The following is a 16,717-nucleotide window of genomic DNA, read 5'->3' on the forward strand; positions in this document are numbered from 1 at the left end:
GAAATTTATTTATTGATACTCCTAGATCACTCATTACATTAGCAACTATTTTTGGATCTATTTCATTGTAGTCGCTTTGGTAGTATTCATCGTTACTAATTTCATACTCAGGTTCCTCAGCACGTTTAGCGAACCCTCAAACTACAGTCATCCCTATTCCCTCACAGGAGGCTTTATGTAGCGACTTTCCTAACAAGTGTTGGTCAACCCAACTCTAAGCCCTTCAAAACTTATTTACAAGCTCCTGCGAGTTTTTCTTCAAGAAACTTGCCCCTACTTATGATACGGTTCACCGTATCATCTATTCAGCGAAATTGGAAAGACTCGATGGGTGCCTTTCTGCGTTCTCAGACGCACGCCGGTATGCAAAGAAACGCCAGCATAATCGCTGGCGCAGTTTCGACAAAGCTTGTTCCACCTTAATCATTGGCCATTCTCAATTCTTGTTCCTTTATATTGGCCTTCGGTCCTAAAATTTCCGGATTAAACTCCCGCAGAGGCTGCTCGGTCAAGATACGCTGAGGCCAGTCATGGTTGGCAAGCGCTCCTTTGCCCAGGGTGATCAGATCAGCATCACCGCTCATCAATAGCTGCTCTGCTTTATTAGGATCTTCGAGATTACCATTCGCCATCACTGGAACAGTACCGAATTTCTTGGCCAACGCAGCAAGCGTAAGTTCAGTTCCCTCAAATGCCGCCCGAGCCGCATCATATTCGGTGACATGGATATAATCCAGACCCGTACTGCTCAACCTTGAAAAAATGATTTCGGCATCCTTTTCGCCCCCGGCCCATTTATGATGATAATCACTGACCTTTCCTTGGGAAATACGGATTCCTACGACAAAATCACTCCCAACCGCTTCACGCACAGCGTTAGCGACCTCAAGTAGAATACGGACCCGGTTCTCGGTAGAGCCTCCATATTCATCCGTTCTTTGATTCATATAATCCGTCAAGAATTCATCGAGCAAATAGCCGTTGGCACCATGAATTTCCACGCCATCGAACCCTGCTTCTTTTGCCCGTTTGGCCGCCTCCGCAAAACCATGAACGACCTCTTGGATGTCTGCTTTTGTCATTTTTTTTGGTGTTTTGTAAGGGCCCTCTCCGACATAGAATGGAAGTTGTTCACCTTTTGCCCGTATATCTGAGGGCGCGATGACCTCGCTCTTGTAACGGTTTCCTTGTGACTGGGCACCTGCGTGCATCAATTGGACGATGATCTTTGATCCGGCTTGATGAACCGCCCCGGTTATTGTTCTCCATGCATCGATATGCTTCTCATTTGCAATTCCTGATTGGTTGAAATACCCTTGGCTATACATTGCATCGGGATAGACACCTTCCGTGATCAGGAACCCAAAACCTCCTTGTGCAAAGCTTTCATAATAGTCCAGCATGGTTTTTGTTGCTTGGCCGTCTTCAGATGCGCTGATTCTGGTCATTGGCGCGACACCAACCCGATTCTTTAGCTGCAGTTTACCAATCTTTAGTTCAGACATAAGACGGGGAAATTTATTCATGTGAGCAGGTGTTGTCAAGGTCATATCTCCTTTAACTTTGGTTCAATGTTGTTTTACAAATTATGACCCATATTAAGATAAATTATTTGTTTATCTACACCTTATGAGGGGCTGCTTTTTCATTCAATTAGTGCGATCAGAGACAGACCTGCTCCAGACATCCCGTCAAGACCTCCCGATAGCGCTGAACCTGCTCACCAGTTGCCCCGTCCCGTAACGATTCCATCAGTGCCATGCTTGCGGATCAGTGGGAAGCTCACAGCCGTGCATTTGCTGAACAGATTCTTGCGTTTATGAAAAGGCATTTTAAGCTTTCGTTATCCTGTACTGTAGGAGAACCTCAACCAACCAATGAATTGCATCAATCCTTCAACTCGGCAACATCAAGCGGACAGCATATACAAGCACAAAGATAAAGGAGGTCATCCTTAGCTGGATAGCCTCCTTTTATATTCCGATCCGGTGTTTTTACTTTATCGTTTATTTAATAATAATCGGATCTTCAGAATTTCAATGCATTGTTATACATCATTTGACCATACGCACCGACAAATATATATTTTCCGTGCGCTTTAACACCGTCTTTCATCACTTCATTGCCGTTGATTTCAAATGGATATTTTGGGGGGAACAGGAACCTCATTCCACTTAATAATAAAATAGTTATCGTTAATATATTCAATCGGATGCGAGCCATACTCAACCCCAAACGTGAGGGTCTTGGTCCAATTCTCCCCGTCACTGAAGTGAATACATGCTCCCGTCCTACAGCCACAAAATTGTTTTTTCCCCAGGTGAGATAATGAATCGCTTCACCCGGCTCAAAAGCGATCTTCTTCCACTGTAGTCCATCGGTAGACGCAAATGCCTCGGAAGACGCATAATTCGCTTCTCTTTCATATTCCGTGTTTGAGCCAAACATAACATATTTCGTTCCATCCCAAGCGATGGTTGTGAGGTGATAGCTTCCAAACTTCGACAATGCTTTCCAATTCCGTCCGTCCGTTGACCTCATCACGCTCCCATAAGGACCAACGGCAACATATTCCTTATCGCCTTTCGCTAGAGTATATTTAAATTATAGAAACGAACTATGCTACTCTGTTTGCTTATCCAATTGGAGAATGAACTCCTTCGCTTGTTATCATATGCTCTTGCCGGATGCGCAGCAAAGTGACATATTCCAGAATCGTTTGCCCGGTTGATTTAGAATATAAGTTGCTTACATAGGAAGCGTTGAGAAAGGGAATATCGCAGGAATAATAAGGGTTTGATCCGGGCTCCAAAAAGATAACCAGGAATGATTTATTCGATCGAGCTTTGCAAACGGTGCTCCGACAAACGCTCCAAAATGCTCTGAATGACATCCCCGAAAGGCTCTGAATCCTTATAAGTCGCTTGAATCGGCATTGGCGCCACTATGTTTCTCAAGGACATGAGTCCGATTTCGCCTTGTCGCTGACGGAAAACCGGCGAATACGTCGATGTCGGCAGCATGGTATAGGCAAGCCCCTCGGCGATTAGCGTCGCGGCTACGTTAAAATCATCCACTACCTGGAAGCTTTTTAAATTCAAGGCGCAGAATAGCGAAGTCGTGATATGGCGGTGAGATAACAAAATGGGGTTGTCGAACAGAAGAAAAGGCAACCCGATGCTGCTTAAATTGCTTAGATTGGCCTCTATTCTCGATCCGTACTCCACTGGGAACAGCAAGTTCAACGGATCATCCTCCAGCACTCTCGTTTGAACGCCGGGACGGATATGCTGATGATAATGGATGCCAAAATGGATGCTCCGGTACTCAATCAAATCAAGAACGGTCGTCGTAGATCTAGTGACGAAGCGTACTTTGACATCCGGGAAACGTTCGTTCAGTACCTGGATAATCGGGGCGGTATATTCGGATGCCAGCCAAGCGTCCATCCCGATTAACAGCCGATCCCCTTGTCCGGTGACCTCTTCGAATTGGGGCTTTACCTCGTCTCCCCAAGGGTTATTCAGGACGGAAGCGGCATCTTGCAAATCCTGTAGGAGTCTTATGGCATACGGCAAGAAATAATAGCCTTCAGGCGTCAACTTCACCCCTCTCCAATTACGTTCCAATAACGGGAAACCTAATACTTCCTCCATGCGGCGGATACGCGTACTGAGCGCAGGTTGGCTGGTATGCAAAGCTTGGGATGCCCTCGATATGCTCTTTTCCCGCGCTACGGCAACGAAAGATTTTAACCCCTCCATATCCATACGACTACCCCCACATCCTATACATGAAAATCTAACTTCTCATTTGTAACGTAACTATATCTTACATGATTACACCACGATAATAAAAAGATATAAAAAATTAGTATATCTTACACCGAAAAAACCTGTGCTATAGTAAGTCGCAAGCTAGCGACACAATCATTCATGTTAGAATTTCTGACAAATCTTGATTTCTAAATGGGGGTGACGGTTACCCGAAAGACAAACAGCCATCTCGCAAATACAAGAAAAAAACTTTTGGAGGACTGTGGAGTGAAAACTGTACTTGGGAAAATCGCCATCATTTGTTTGTCCGCTACCCTTATCCTTGCCGGATGCGGGCAGTCGTCCGATTCGGGCAGCGGTGCCGGAGAATCATCCGCTTCCATCAAAATCGGTGTCCTGTTCTCCGACAGCGGAGTCACAGCCATGGGGGAAAAAGGCCTTAAAAATGCCACGATGATGGCCATCGAGGAAATTAACGCCGCTGGCGGCGTGAAGGGACAGCAAATCGTCCCCGTTTACGAAGATTACGCCTCCGATCCTTCCATGGCCGCCACGAAAGCCAAAAAGCTTCTCATGCAAGACAATGTGACAGCCATCATCGGCGGTTATACGTCCGCAAGTCGTCAAGCCATTTTACCGGTTGTAGAACAGAACGACGGGGTGCTCGTTTATCCCATGCAATTCGAGGGCGAGGAATATTCCGAAAACGTTATGTATATGGGCCCCGTTCCCAACCAAGGCCTGGAGTTGTTCATCCCTTGGCTGCTCGAAAACAAAGGAAAGAAGTTTTACTTGATCGGCTCCGACTATGTCTTCCCCGTCCAGACCAACAAACAGGTTAAAAAACTGCTTGAACTCCATGGCGGCGAAGTCGTCGGTGAAGAATATCTCCCCATGGGGCACTCGGAATTCGCATCCGTCATTAACCAAATCAAAGAGGCGAAACCCGACGTTATATTTTCGACGCTTGTCGTCGAGAGCGCGTCCGCCTTCTACAAACAGTATGCGAATTACGGCTTAAGCCCGGAAACGATGCCGATCGCCAGCATCGTCACGAACGAAATGGATCTGGCCGCTATGGGCGGCAGCGTCGGCGAAGGTCACATTTCAGCACTGCCCTATTTCCAGTCCGTTAACACGCCGGAGAATCAAGCGTTTGTCGAAAAATACACCGCCAAATTCGGACCGGGCTCGACGGATGCCTACATGGAATCGGCGTACTACTCCATGCATATTCTCGCCAAGGCGCTTGAAGCCGCAGAGGACATGAACGACTCGAAGCAGCTCATCGACGCCTTCAAAGGGATCGAATTCATGGCCCCGCAGGGGAAGGTTACCGTAGACATGGAGAATAACCATACGATGCTCAATTTCCGAATCGGCATCGCCAATAAAGACGGACAATTCGATATCGTCAAAGAATCCCCAGAACCGATCGCGCCGCAACCGTGGTCCAAGCTTCTCTTTCCGGACCATGAAGAACCGTGGAAAAAGTAATACGTCATTCGTAAGGACGAGAGATGGCTGCCTCCATCCTTCGTCCGATAAAAAAGGGGAACGGACATGAATTATTCACAGTTAATCGCGGATGGGATAAGCGTCTCTGGCATCTTCCTGCTGATCGCACTGGGCTTAGGTATTACGTTCGGCATCATGAAAGTCATCAACATGGCTCACGGCGAACTGATCATGCTCGGCGCCTATACCGCTTACGTTACGAGTACGCTCGCCAACCTCCCGTTTGTTGTTTCACTTGTCGCGGCTTTCGTCGTTACGGGACTGGTCGGAGCCGTCATGGAGATGTTCGTGATCCGCAGGCTGTACGGCCGCCCTCTCGAAACGTTGCTGGCTACCTTCGGGATATCGATCATTCTGCAGCAGGCCGTTCGCATGATCTTCGGCCCGACCGGAAAGTCCGTCGCCAGCCCGTTCTCGGGAAGCTTAAGCGTCGGTGAAGTATACATTCCTTATTTGCGCCTGTTCATCATCCTGTTTTCGGCGACGCTCGTGCTGATTACCGTTCTGGTTTTCTTCAAAACCAAATTCGGCATGCTTGTGCGCACCGTCTCTCAAAACCGCAATATGAGCGACTGTCTAGGCATCAACACCGCCCGAATCGATACACTGACCTTCGCTTTCGGGGCAGGATTGACAGGCGTTGCCGGCGCGGTTCTTGCGCCTCTTAGAAACGTAGCCCCGACGATGGGCGTCGATTATATGATCGATTCCTTCATGACGGTCGTGTTGGGCGGCGTCGGGTCGTTGGCGGGAGTTGCCGTCGGTTCCTTCGTATTGGGCGAAGCCAATCAGCTGCTTACGATCTTCGGAAGCGAAACGGGCGCCAAAATCGTCGTCTTTCTGTTGATCATCATCGTGATTCGGTTCAGGCCGGAGGGCTTGTTCAAAATCGAGAGGAGGTAACCGTTGTGAAGAAACTGGCGGGAAACAATGCGGTCGGCATTCTTTTGCTTCTGTTCCTGTCCGCGTTCCCCCTGCTTGCCTCCGATTTCCGTCTGGAGATGATGGGGAAATTCATTGTCCTGATTATTTTCGCCATCGCCATGGATTTGGTTTGGGGTTACGCGGGCTTGCTTAGCCTCGGTCATGCCGTGTTTTTCGGGATCGGCGGGTATGTGCTGGCTCTCTCTTACAGCATCCAAAACGGCGTCCCCGGCTTTATGACCCGATTTGACATCAATGAAATTCCGGCGTTTCTGCAGCCGCTCGAAAGCATTCCGGTCGCCTTGCTGCTCGGTTTGCTGCTTCCTTCCCTGTTGGCCGGCATCATCGGTTCGTTCATATTCAAAAGTAAAGTAAGCGGCGTGTACTTTGCCTTAATCACCCTAGCGCTCGGCAAACTGTTCGAAATGCTGGTCATCAACCTGCAGATGTACACAGGCGGATTCAATGGACTCATGGGGCTGCCTCGTTTCCCTGTTTTCGGAGAGCCGATGAGCCTGGTTTCCTATTATTACATGGTGCTGATCGTTACGGTTGCAGTCTACCTTTTTGCGCAATGGCTGACGAACTCGCACTTCGGTAAAGTGTTGAAGGCTGTGAGAGAGAACGAAGCCCGCATTTCTTTCTTTAGTTATAACGTATCCAACTTCAAAATTCTCATTTTCGTCATCTCCGGGTTTTTATCCGGTTTGGCCGGCATGCTGTATGTGCCAATTAACGGATTTTTCTCGCCGTCGGAAATCGGGTTGCAGATGTCGACGCTGGTCATTGTTTGGCTTGCGATCGGCGGACGAGGCACGCTGATGGGAGCCGCCGCCGGCGCCCTCATCATCAACTGGCTGTCCAACCTGCTGTCCGAACGCTATCCGGAACTGTGGCAATTATTGCTCGGCGCTATTATCGTTCTGGTAGTTCTCTTCTTCCCGGACGGAATCTACGGAACTTTGAAAAACCGTCTTGGCGCCAAATGGGGCTCCTTCCCGAACCGGAAGGCAAGGGCTGAAGCAAGCAACACGCGTGACGCAAAGGAGGCGAGTCTCATTGAAAATGTTAGAGACGTTTGATCTTTCCGTTGAATTCAGCGGCTTCAAGGCGATATCCGATTTAAACTTTTCTCTTGACCAGGGCGAGGTCAGGGTCATTTTGGGGCCGAACGGGGCCGGGAAAACGACCTTGATGGACCTCATCACCGGAAAAACCAAACCGACTTCCGGGAAAGTCGTTTTCCGGGGGACTGACATTACGGGCATGGATCCCCATGGTATCGCCAGGCTCGGCGTTGGCCGTAAATTTCAAGGTCCCAACCTTTTCGACAACATGACGGTTTTCGAAAATTTGGAGGTTGCCCTCCAAGGTAACCACACCCTATTCAAAGCGCTAGCGTTCAAGAAGAAGAAAGCGTTGGTCGACCGAATTTACGAGGTACTCGCAAGAGTAAGCCTTGAGCGCAAGGCCAATCATGTCGCCGTCAATTTATCCCACGGAGAGAAGCAGTGGCTGGAGATGGGAATGATTTTGGCCCAGGACCCAGAACTCATCGTCCTTGACGAGCCGACAACCGGCATGACGGCGGACGAAACGTTCAAAACCGGCGAACTGATCCAAACCTTGTTTAAAGGACGCTCCGTTCTCGTCATCGAACATGATATGGCCTTCGTTCGTCAAATCGCCCGTGTTGTGACCGTTTTGCATCAAGGCAAGTTTCTTGCCCAAGGCACCCTTCAGGAAATCGAGCAGAACCAAAGAGTCCAAGAAGTTTATCTAAAGGAGGGCTCTCATGCTTAGCGTCGAAGACATTTCGGTTTCTTACGGGAAGACGGCCACGGTTACGGGCGTCAGCCTTGAGATCGGGAAGGCGGATAAAATTTGCCTGCTGGGAAGAAACGGCGTCGGCAAGACGACGCTGCTCAGAAGCTTGATCGGGCTGTTATCGGCTTCGAAAGGCAGTATTACCTTCGAAGGAAAGGTCCTGACCGGAACCAAACCCTATCAACGCTCCTTAACCGGGCTGGCTTATGTGCCGCAGGGACGAGAAATCATCCCTATGCTGACGGTGCGGGAAAATCTAGAGCTGGGAGCGATCGCCCACCATCCGAAAGAAACGGAACGGCTCATCGAAGATATCCTGACGTATTTCCCTGCCCTTAAAGAGCATATGAACCGGAAAGGCGGGGTATTGTCCGGGGGGCAGCAGCAGCAGCTCGCCATCGGCCGGGCGCTGATGTCGAAACCGAAAATATTGTTTCTAGACGAGCCTTCCGAAGGCATTCAACCCAATGTTGTAGCCGAAATCGCAACGATATTGAACCGGGTTAACAAAGAAAAGGAAATCGCGCTTTTCATCGTCGAGCAAAATCTGGAGTTCGCTTTCAACATCTGCGATCGCTATTTCGTCATGGAGAAAGGCTCAATCGTGGACTCGGGCAGCGTGGAGAATGCATCTACAAGCAAAATAAGAAAATATTTAACGATTTAATTCTGCAAAGCGCGTAAACTACACGACCGAAAGGGAGTCATTGCAATGCATCAGAATCTTGCCGCGAACCTTATTGAAGAATTAGCCCCTCTGATTGCCGACAAACAAATCTCGCCCGTCGAAGTCACGGCCTCCGTGCTCGAACTCGCGGAAAAATATAACCCTGTTATTAATGCCTATATTCGAATCGACGCTGACGGAGCCATGGCCGCCGCAAGCCGAGCGGAAGCGGAGATTGCGGCCGGCAACTATAAAGGAGCTTTGCACGGGATTCCCATGGCTTTGAAAGATATTTTCCATCTGAAAGGCGCAGTGGCGACAATGGGTTCGAAAATCCATGGGAATTTCATCTCGGACTATGACGCTGCCGTCGTCGCCAAGCTGAAAGAAGCCGGCGTCGTGATGACCGGTACGCTGAATATGACGGAATATGCGTGGGGAGGCCGGACGAACAACGCCCATTATGGCCAAGGCCGCAATCCCTGGGATCCAAGCCGGATTCCCGGCGGTTCGAGCGGCGGATCGGGCGCGGCCGTAGCCGCCGACATTTCCGTCGCGTCGATCGGTACGGACACGGCTGGCTCCATCCGGATTCCGTCCTCAGCCTGCGGTATCGTCGGGTTAAAACCGACGCACGGACGGGTCAGCAAATACGGCTGCTTCCCGCTTTCGTGGTCGCTGGATCACGTCGGTCCCATGACCAAGTCGGTGACCGACGCCGCGTTCATCCTTCAAGCCATCGCCGGATACGATCCGAACGATCCGACAACATTGAATGTTCCCGTGCCCGTCTATACCGATTATCTTTCGGAATCGCTGAAAGGCATGGTCATCGGCATCGACGAAGACTATTACTTTAAAGACGTCGATCCCGGCGTCGAATCGGCCGTGCTGAACGCAATCTCAGTCTTGGAGAAGCTGGGCGCCGTCATCAAGAAGGTGTCCGTCCCTTACATCCATCAAGCCATGTATGCCGAATACACGACCGCTATGGGCGAATCGAGCGCTATCCACCATAATCATTTGAAGTCGCGTCCGATGGATTTCGGCTATACGGTCCGAAGGAACTTAGCGATGGGCGAGCTCTTGAGCGCAAGCGACTACCTGATGGGCCAGCAGCTGCGCAGAAAAATAACCGAAGGCTTCTCTGAAGTTTTCAAATCCGTGGATATCCTGGTCTCGCCGACGCTTCCGATCGTGGCTCCGTTGGTCGAAGAGGAGGTTTCCCACATTAATGGCGCCCACGTAGAAGATGAATTGATTCGTTTGACATGCCCCAGCAATTTGGCAGGCCTGCCGAGTTTAACGGTGCCATGCGGATTCAGCAAAGGGCTTCCGGTCGGCCTGCAATTCATTGGCAGCCCGTTCAGCGAAGGCAAACTGCTGAACGCGGGGTATGCGTTCGAACGAACCAATTTGCTGCGCTTCCAAAAGCCCAACTTGCATACCTACGTTCTTGCCGAATAAGCGCTAACCGCCAACTGACTTTTCAATGCTACCAACCATTTCGAGGGAGGCAATTCTAATGGCACACTCGGTTAAAGCCCAGTTGAACGCACAAGGCATTCAACTGCCGGAAGAGGATTATGAATACTTGGAAACTTTCGCATCGGCATTCGCCCGGATGCGTTCGGCTGCGGAGAAGGAAGCGTTGAACGATTTTAATATGCAACTTCTTATGATTCCGGATCGACTGACGTCTGAACGTCAAAGCGAGTAAGCAGGCAAAAACACAGATCGTAAATGGCGGGCGTTCCGGCTTTTATGCTGCAAACGCTCGCCGGTTTCAATACACTGTATACCCTATTGAAAGAGCGCACGCGATTGCTTCATGTGGCGGGCATTCTCCGCGTGGGAGTTGTCGAAACCCGGCAACAGCTTACAATGGACGGCGGCATCCGCCGGGCCGCTTGCTTACGCTGGATGTGAAGCTTCGATCATCGCATTTCTGCCTTGGAATACCGCCGTCGTGTTTCTACAGGAAGACGTCACCTTTTCAAGGGCATAGGGATTGTCAACAGTAAATCAGACAACTTTTTCAAGGTCCACGATCCCCCGAGTTGAGGTGACATTCAATACAACACCTCAGACGTGGAGCAATTTAAGCATGGCGGAAATATTGCCGATATGATTAACTTCATGCAGAACACTCGAGATGATCACTTCTTCGGTACATTCAGCTTTAAGAAAATTCTCCTTTACAGGCATTTCATGTTTGTTCTGAAATCGTTCCTGAATTCGGTCTGGTTGCTCTTTCAATTGAATCACTAATAAATCCCAGTCAGGGGCGGCTTCTTTCCAGTCTGCCGGTCGCGTACCGCTTCCAAAAAATTTGTTGTAGTGCACGGGAAGAGCCAACTGTTGATTGGTCAGACCGAAAATCAATTGTTCCGTCATAATAAGAACATGTCCGATCTGCCAATGCAGGTTGTTGTTAAAATGTTCAGGAACTAGACTGCGCTTATTATTGGAACATTCCTCGACAAGCTTGAGCAGACGATTTCGATGTTTGCCCAATGTTTCGAATACAAAAGTCTCTCTCATGATATAAACCTCCTAAATTCCCAGTGAAATCCCCGCTTCATTAGCCAACAGTTGTAACTTCTCAATCATTTTAAACTTATATTCATTTTCAGCCAGCTCTGGATTCAATGTATCGGCATGCCCCTTTAATACGGCAGCACGCGAGTCGCTTTGCGCAGCCTGACCAGCCTTACATTTCCCGGTAAGCAAGCCGCCGGTTAAGGAACTATACACGAATAGAGAAAGGTCATAGCGTTGTGCTACTTCAGCAAGTTCAAATTCCATTCTTCGATTAATGATGGAATATGGTGTTTGCTCACTCACAAAGCATTGAATACAGACAAAATCAAGTGTTTATGAATGATAAAAGCGAATCTTCAGATTATGCTGTTGCTTACCTCGGACATGCACAGTTTGGATTGATTCAGCATTGGTTTATTATCTTGTTGTGTAATAGTTCACCTTTGAAAATTGGGGTAATGATATCTAAACTAGTGCCCATGAAAGGAGATCCTCATGTTTTTTGATACTTGGAGCGATATCTTTCGAATTCTGATTATCGGCATTATAAGCTATATCTCCCTCATCGTAATGGTGCGACTGTCTGGGAAAAGAACGCTCTCTAAGATGAACGCTTTTGATTTTACAGTTTCTGTAGCCCTTGGCTCCACTCTCTCTACCGTTATCCTTGATAAACAGATCACCTTGGCTGAAGGCCTGACCGCATTTGCCATACTGATTGGAATGCAGTTTTCATTGGCCTGGCTGGCCGCCCGCAATAATAGATTTCAACAGCTTCTGGTAGCGGATCCTCAACTCCTCTACTACAAAGGCGTTTTTATTGAAACAGCCATGAAACAAACGAGGATCAGCGAGAATGAAATTTATCAATCCGCCAGAAGCCAAGGTATTCAGGATATGAAGAGTGTCAGCCAGGTCATTCTGGAAAGCAATGGGAACTTATCGGTTATCCGTTCCTCCGACAATGACCCTTCGGACTTAATGAAGGATGTGGATATAGAAACAATACGCCGAGACCAACCTTAAGTCCAAAGTGTACCTTCAAGACACCCTGAACGAATCCTGGTAAGGAGGATTGCGTCATTATAAAATTTTTGACCTTACGGATTAGAGAAAACATTTGGCTTACTCCCTCTGTCTACTGCCTGCTATCTTTTTTGCTGGCGATTGGAGTCATTTTGGCCGATACGTACTTTGCCGAGTATACAAAGGAGCTTGTGCCTTCTTTCCTATTAATAAAAGTCGGACTAGGGCAAACGATTTTAGGCGTCATCGCCGGCTCGCTGCTGACCATGATCACTATAACGTTCTCCACGATAATGGTGGTATTAACGACCTACTCCTCGCAATTTTCCCCCCGGACGTTGCCCAATTTCGTAACGAACCGCACAACGATGCGAGTGCTTGGGATTTTCATGGGGGGATTTGTTTACTCCATCTTCTCTTTACTGTTCATGAGGGAGGATTATTCGCAAAATGTAATTTCGGCGACAGTCGGTGTCGTAGTTGCTTTTATATGCCTTTCGTTCTTCGCCTATTTTATTCATCATGTGGCGACCTCCATTCAAGTGTCCAATTTGATTGAAGAGCTCGCGGAAGATACGATTCAAGCCATGAACGAAAACGAAAGATCTGTTTCTGCCGATATTACCTTTGAAAAGCCTGATCTGAAGGTGAACAGCCTGATAATGACACATGTCAGAAGCCAAAGCATCGGCTATATCCAATATATCGATTATTCAAAAATGGAAGCCGCAGCGGAGCAGCACGATTTAGTCATTGAAGTGAATCAACCGATCGGCGCTTTCGTTACACCTTCGAAGCCTCTGTTAACGATTTATCGCAATAATGATGAAGTAAATTTGGACACCGATTCTTTCATCCAGGTGGGGAAAGAGCGCACAACTTTGCAGGATGTTGAATTTGGTCTGCAGAAAATCGTGGAGATCACGCTGCGCGCTATTTCTCCCGGGATAAATGATCCGAATACTGCTGTAGCTTGTATTCTTCGCTTAGGTACGATTTTGGCAAAGATTTGCAAAGAGGACGGCAGCCATCTCATCTTCCGAAATAAAAAGGGCCGGGTGAGGTTGATCGGGCGTCATCATAGTGTAGAGCAGCTTTTGTATTCAACGTTTTACCAGATATGCCATTACGGGCGAAAGGACATCTCTATTTTATTGGCTGTCTACGATGCGATTATATTGGTCGCTGAAGAAAACGCGGATAATGTAAAGCAAAAGGCGCTGGCGTTCAGCCAGTATGTGGAGAAGGCGTTTGACCACAGCGTTCTGCAAGCCTTGGATTTTGAACGCGTTGTTGAAAAGAAACGCCAACTGATGGCGGCCGCAAGTCAGCATACATCTGAATCCGAAGGATGAGGCGGCTCCTAAAGTGGCAAATTTTCATTTTTATTTTCCCCTAAAAGCCTCTTCACAAAAAAAGGTGCGAAGAGGCCGGTTCCTCACCGGACGCTTCCACACCTTCGCTCTCTTGCCTAGATTAACGCGTCGAAATGACCCTCCGGGTTCACCGTCGCCGTCCGGGGATCGGTCAGACCGATGCCCTTGAGGCCTCCCTTCCACTCTGTCCGCCAGAGCGGGGCCTGGTCTTGCGGGGAAGCTGATACAACATCAGCGGAAGCGTTGCTTCCGACTTTCCGCGCGAGTTGGACCTCTATCAGACGGATTTGCCGCTGATGGATCTACCGCGTTATTCAATCCGCAGCTCAAATAAAACTCGCAGAACCCTGTTTACACCACCGTATCGACCAGAGTGAGACCTACCTTGATTTGAAAAAGAACTCAAAGTCTTTAATGTGTTTATTGTTGATAGCAATATTACTGATTTCATGCTCGTCTAAGGACGCTGACTCGGAAACAACAAGCACAGCAAATACTACTCCTACTGCTAGTTCAGAGGTGAAATTAACAGCGCCTGCAGCGGATTACATTACGATGACTTATTCAGAATATGCGACTCCATGCGGATGATTTTCAAGTTCGTCTGGGATTTCTGGTGGCTGGGCAAGCTGAAGTACTTCATGTCAGGGCGGCGCTTTGAAGCGAAGCAAAAGGCCTTATACCGCAAACAGGCGGCATATTTCACGACAACCGCCATGGATATGGGCGGACTAATTATCAGGCTTGGACAGCATGTGAGTGCGCAAGTGGGTGTGTTGCCCAAGGAGGTTATTTCCGAATTATCCAAGTTGCAGGATTCCGTAGCATTCGTAGATTTCATGGAGATTCGGGACAAGGTAGAGCGTGAGCTTCGGGCACCCATCAGCGTGTTGTATTCTGAGTTCTACCCGGCTCCCATTGCAGCGGCTTCCTTCGGACAGGTACATCGGGCGATTTTACCGCACAGGCGAACAAGTGGCAGTAAAGGTGATGCGGCCTGGAGTCGAGGATATTATCGCCATCGATTGGAAATCCATCCAAGTCGCTATTTCGTTATTGAAACGCCAGAAGAGGATTACAGACTTCATGGACCTTGATGCGGTATTTGATGAGTTTCATGACACCATTATAGAAGAACTCGACTATCAGCAAGAAGGGCGTAATGCCGAACAATTCCAGCAGCTGTTAGCCCACCGGAAGGATGTCGTGATTCCAGACATTTATTGGCCATATACCACTTCACAGGTGCGGATGATCGCAGCCCTCATGGGCGCAGTATTCCTTCTGGCTGCTGCGATTTTGTGGAATGAAGTGCAACCTGCCGTTTCTTATGGACTCGGCACCTTGGGACTGCTCCTTATGCTGAGCCAACTCCGGACGGGAGAACGCCGCCGGGACAAAAGATATGCCAGACAAATAAACGCTATGCGTGAGCACAGCAGATTGGAGAAGACGAGGTATGGAGCGCGCAGATAATGCTTAATACGTACTATACATCGAGGAAATCGATAGATAAAAAACCGTCATGGGAAGAATCCCTGACGGTTTTTCCATCTTTTTACTCTGGGATATAAGGAAGATCCAGCGTCCCCGGAACGTTAATCACATGCTGTTCTGTATACGTGCGGATGCCCTCCGCGCCGTATTCACGGCCAATACCGGATTGCTTGAAGCCGCCGAAGGGGAACCGGACATCAAGCCCCTGCACAGCAGCTGTATTGATCATGGTCGTTCCAGCTTCGAGCTGACGTGCGACGGAGATGGCATCCTCTTCTTGACCCCACACCGAGCTCGTCAATCCATATATGCTCTCATTGTGCAGATGAATAACCTGCTCCACATCGTCAAATGGCAGAATTGGAACTGCTGGGCCAAACTGCTCCTCCACTACAATCGGATCATGATAACCGCAGTCTAGAACAAGCGTAGGCTGCAGGTAGTACCCTTGGTCAAACCGCTTCTGATCCAGAATTTGGCCGAGCGGAATGACCTTAGCCCCGCGCGCATGCGCATCCTCAATCAGACCCTGCACATAATTTTTCTGCTTCAGGTTATTAACTGGACCTACTGTCGTATTGGAATCAAAGGGATCACCAATGCGAATCCAGCGGTTCGCCGCCTCGATATATTTTTCAACAAAAGCATCATAAATAGAACGGTGTACATATACGCGCTTGGCGATCATACAGATTTGGCCTGCAGTCAGGAAGTTGGAAATGACAATCCGGCGCATGGCCCGCTCATCATGAACATCAAAGCTCTCCAGGAAGATAGCCGCATCGTTGCCGCCAAGCTCCAGCGTCATATCCTTAATAGTTTCCGAAGCCGCTTTAATAATGTGCTTGGCTGTTGCGGTTCCCCCTGTGAAGGCGATTTTGGCAACAAGGGGATTACTGGTCAGTTCAACGCCCACATCCGCATCCCCATGAACGACATTGATTACACCCGCCGGGAACTCACCTGCAATCAACTCCGCCACCTTCGCCGCCGCCAGTGGAGCAAATGGACTTGGCTTGAGCACAATCGTATTGCCCGCAAGCAGGGCAGGAGCGATCTTAATCGTAGACAGAGCAATGGGGTAGTTCCATGGACTAATCGCTGCCACCACACCCATTGGATCATGAGATAGAATGGTTTTACCATGCTCATGCTCGCGGATCTCTTCCTGCAGAGCCGATTTAGCTTCATTACAAGCATACTCCATCCACATTAACGAGACATAAATTTCACCATGGGCATCATACAGGGGCTTGCCATGCTCTCTGGACAGCAGATGGACAATTCCATTCTCCGCTGCTCTAATCTTCTCAATCGCCTTACGCATCCGAATAATACGTTCATCAATAGAAGTCTGCTTCCATTTTTTAAAAGCTTCCGACGCCGCTTCAATCGCTTCAACCGCTTGTTCCTTCGTAGTGACAGGGAAATAACCTACGATTTCAGCCGGATTGGCCGGATTCTCTTTGGATGACTGCGAAAGGGATGGTACATTGTGACCATTAATGAAGGCCTCTACGATAACGGTCTCTTGGTCTGCTTGAATTGTCATTATTAATCCC

At 48.7% G+C, this 16,717-nt stretch carries 17 protein-coding genes; 11 read left to right on the plus strand and 6 right to left on the minus strand.

Annotation, left to right across the window (positions count from 1 at the left end; genetic code table 11):
- Positions 1-419: 419 nt before the first annotated feature.
- From M2108_RS06130 to M2108_RS06140, 3 genes are all read right to left on the minus strand, one after another.
- A complete protein-coding gene (locus M2108_RS06130) occupies positions 420-1,526 on the minus strand; it encodes an oxidoreductase (protein ID WP_481856860.1) in 1,107 nt (368 codons plus the stop codon).
- A 502-nt stretch (positions 1,527-2,028) separates the two neighbouring features.
- Complete coding sequence (locus tag M2108_RS06135; protein WP_280767955.1) at positions 2,029-2,544, minus strand: hypothetical protein; 516 nt, start codon at positions 2,542-2,544, stop codon at positions 2,029-2,031.
- A gap of 287 nt (positions 2,545-2,831) precedes the next feature.
- Positions 2,832-3,770 carry a LysR family transcriptional regulator gene (locus M2108_RS06140; protein WP_277467901.1) on the minus strand — a complete coding sequence of 313 codons (939 nt, stop codon included), beginning with the start codon at positions 3,768-3,770 and terminating at the stop codon, positions 2,832-2,834.
- A gap of 273 nt (positions 3,771-4,043) precedes the next feature.
- On the opposite strand from M2108_RS06140, the gene M2108_RS06145 reads away from it, so the two are divergent.
- The 7 genes from M2108_RS06145 (at position 4,044) to M2108_RS06175 (ending at position 10,432) form a co-directional block, all read left to right on the plus strand.
- Entirely contained in the window at positions 4,044-5,273 is a 1,230-nt protein-coding gene (locus M2108_RS06145; protein ID WP_277467900.1) for a transporter substrate-binding domain-containing protein, read from the plus strand.
- A gap of 66 nt (positions 5,274-5,339) precedes the next feature.
- The gene (urtB, locus tag M2108_RS06150) at positions 5,340-6,197 is read left to right on the plus strand and encodes an urea ABC transporter permease subunit UrtB (RefSeq protein WP_277467899.1); all 858 of its coding nucleotides are present in this window, start codon (positions 5,340-5,342) and stop codon (positions 6,195-6,197) included.
- Between the two features lie 5 nt (positions 6,198-6,202).
- Positions 6,203-7,300, plus strand: coding sequence for an urea ABC transporter permease subunit UrtC (urtC, locus tag M2108_RS06155; RefSeq protein WP_277467898.1), 1,098 nt, complete (start codon positions 6,203-6,205; stop codon positions 7,298-7,300).
- On the plus strand, positions 7,284-8,021 hold the full coding sequence (gene urtD / locus M2108_RS06160; RefSeq protein WP_277468304.1) for an urea ABC transporter ATP-binding protein UrtD: 738 nt from the start codon (positions 7,284-7,286) through the stop codon (positions 8,019-8,021). The genes urtC and urtD overlap by 17 nt, the downstream gene beginning before the upstream one ends.
- On the plus strand, positions 8,014-8,712 hold the full coding sequence (gene urtE, locus M2108_RS06165) for an urea ABC transporter ATP-binding subunit UrtE (RefSeq protein WP_277467897.1): 699 nt from the start codon (positions 8,014-8,016) through the stop codon (positions 8,710-8,712). Before urtD ends, urtE begins: the two co-directional genes overlap by 8 nt.
- A gap of 45 nt (positions 8,713-8,757) precedes the next feature.
- On the plus strand, positions 8,758-10,179 hold the full coding sequence (locus tag M2108_RS06170) for an amidase (RefSeq protein ID WP_277467896.1): 1,422 nt from the start codon (positions 8,758-8,760) through the stop codon (positions 10,177-10,179).
- A 58-nt stretch (positions 10,180-10,237) separates the two neighbouring features.
- Complete coding sequence (locus M2108_RS06175) at positions 10,238-10,432, plus strand: hypothetical protein (protein ID WP_277467895.1); 195 nt, start codon at positions 10,238-10,240, stop codon at positions 10,430-10,432.
- Between the two features lie 365 nt (positions 10,433-10,797).
- On the opposite strand, the gene M2108_RS06180 is transcribed toward M2108_RS06175, so the two are convergent.
- Positions 10,798-11,256 carry a DinB family protein gene (locus M2108_RS06180; RefSeq protein WP_277467894.1) on the minus strand — a complete coding sequence of 153 codons (459 nt, stop codon included), beginning with the start codon at positions 11,254-11,256 and terminating at the stop codon, positions 10,798-10,800.
- Between the two features lie 12 nt (positions 11,257-11,268).
- Positions 11,269-11,559 (minus strand): aldo/keto reductase, encoded by a 291-nt coding sequence (locus M2108_RS06185; RefSeq protein ID WP_277467893.1) that lies wholly within the window; start codon positions 11,557-11,559, stop codon positions 11,269-11,271.
- Positions 11,560-11,751: 192 nt separating this feature from the next.
- On the opposite strand from M2108_RS06185, the gene M2108_RS06190 reads away from it, so the two are divergent.
- The 4 genes from M2108_RS06190 to M2108_RS06205 all read left to right on the plus strand — a co-directional run bounded on the left by M2108_RS06190 (position 11,752) and on the right by M2108_RS06205 (position 15,134).
- Positions 11,752-12,282: a DUF421 domain-containing protein gene (locus tag M2108_RS06190; RefSeq protein WP_277467892.1), complete on the plus strand. Its 531-nt coding sequence runs from the start codon at positions 11,752-11,754 to the stop codon at positions 12,280-12,282.
- Between the two features lie 68 nt (positions 12,283-12,350).
- On the plus strand, positions 12,351-13,637 hold the full coding sequence (locus M2108_RS06195) for a DUF2254 domain-containing protein (RefSeq protein ID WP_277467891.1): 1,287 nt from the start codon (positions 12,351-12,353) through the stop codon (positions 13,635-13,637).
- Between the two features lie 602 nt (positions 13,638-14,239).
- A complete protein-coding gene (locus M2108_RS06200; protein ID WP_277467890.1) occupies positions 14,240-14,755 on the plus strand; it encodes an AarF/UbiB family protein in 516 nt (171 codons plus the stop codon).
- Positions 14,649-15,134, plus strand: coding sequence for an AarF/UbiB family protein (locus M2108_RS06205; protein WP_277468303.1), 486 nt, complete (start codon positions 14,649-14,651; stop codon positions 15,132-15,134). Before M2108_RS06200 ends, M2108_RS06205 begins: the two co-directional genes overlap by 107 nt.
- An 82-nt stretch (positions 15,135-15,216) precedes the next feature.
- Here the strand turns inward: M2108_RS06205 and M2108_RS06210 are convergent, their stop codons facing one another.
- On the minus strand, positions 15,217-16,707 hold the full coding sequence (locus M2108_RS06210) for an aldehyde dehydrogenase family protein (protein ID WP_277467889.1): 1,491 nt from the start codon (positions 16,705-16,707) through the stop codon (positions 15,217-15,219).
- Between the last annotated feature and the right edge of the window lie 10 nt (positions 16,708-16,717).

It is taken from the genome of Paenibacillus sp. PastM-3, from assembly GCF_029893965.1.
Taxonomy (GTDB): Bacteria; Bacillota; Bacilli; order Paenibacillales; family Paenibacillaceae; genus Paenibacillus_AQ.

Coding starts and splice junctions, on each gene's coding strand:
- M2108_RS06130 (WP_481856860.1), bottom strand. CDS start 1,526: ATGAATAAATTTCCCCGTCTTATGTCTGAACTAAAGATTGGTAAACTG.
- M2108_RS06140 (WP_277467901.1), bottom strand. CDS start 3,770: ATGGATATGGAGGGGTTAAAATCTTTCGTTGCCGTAGCGCGGGAAAAG.
- urtB (WP_277467899.1), top strand. CDS start 5,340: ATGAATTATTCACAGTTAATCGCGGATGGGATAAGCGTCTCTGGCATC.
- urtD (WP_277468304.1), top strand. CDS start 7,284: ATGTTAGAGACGTTTGATCTTTCCGTTGAATTCAGCGGCTTCAAGGCG.
- urtE (WP_277467897.1), top strand. CDS start 8,014: ATGCTTAGCGTCGAAGACATTTCGGTTTCTTACGGGAAGACGGCCACG.
- M2108_RS06170 (WP_277467896.1), top strand. CDS start 8,758: ATGCATCAGAATCTTGCCGCGAACCTTATTGAAGAATTAGCCCCTCTG.
- M2108_RS06175 (WP_277467895.1), top strand. CDS start 10,238: ATGGCACACTCGGTTAAAGCCCAGTTGAACGCACAAGGCATTCAACTG.
- M2108_RS06180 (WP_277467894.1), bottom strand. CDS start 11,256: ATGAGAGAGACTTTTGTATTCGAAACATTGGGCAAACATCGAAATCGT.
- M2108_RS06190 (WP_277467892.1), top strand. CDS start 11,752: ATGTTTTTTGATACTTGGAGCGATATCTTTCGAATTCTGATTATCGGC.
- M2108_RS06200 (WP_277467890.1), top strand. CDS start 14,240: ATGCGGATGATTTTCAAGTTCGTCTGGGATTTCTGGTGGCTGGGCAAG.
- M2108_RS06205 (WP_277468303.1), top strand. CDS start 14,649: ATGCGGCCTGGAGTCGAGGATATTATCGCCATCGATTGGAAATCCATC.
- M2108_RS06210 (WP_277467889.1), bottom strand. CDS start 16,707: ATGACAATTCAAGCAGACCAAGAGACCGTTATCGTAGAGGCCTTCATT.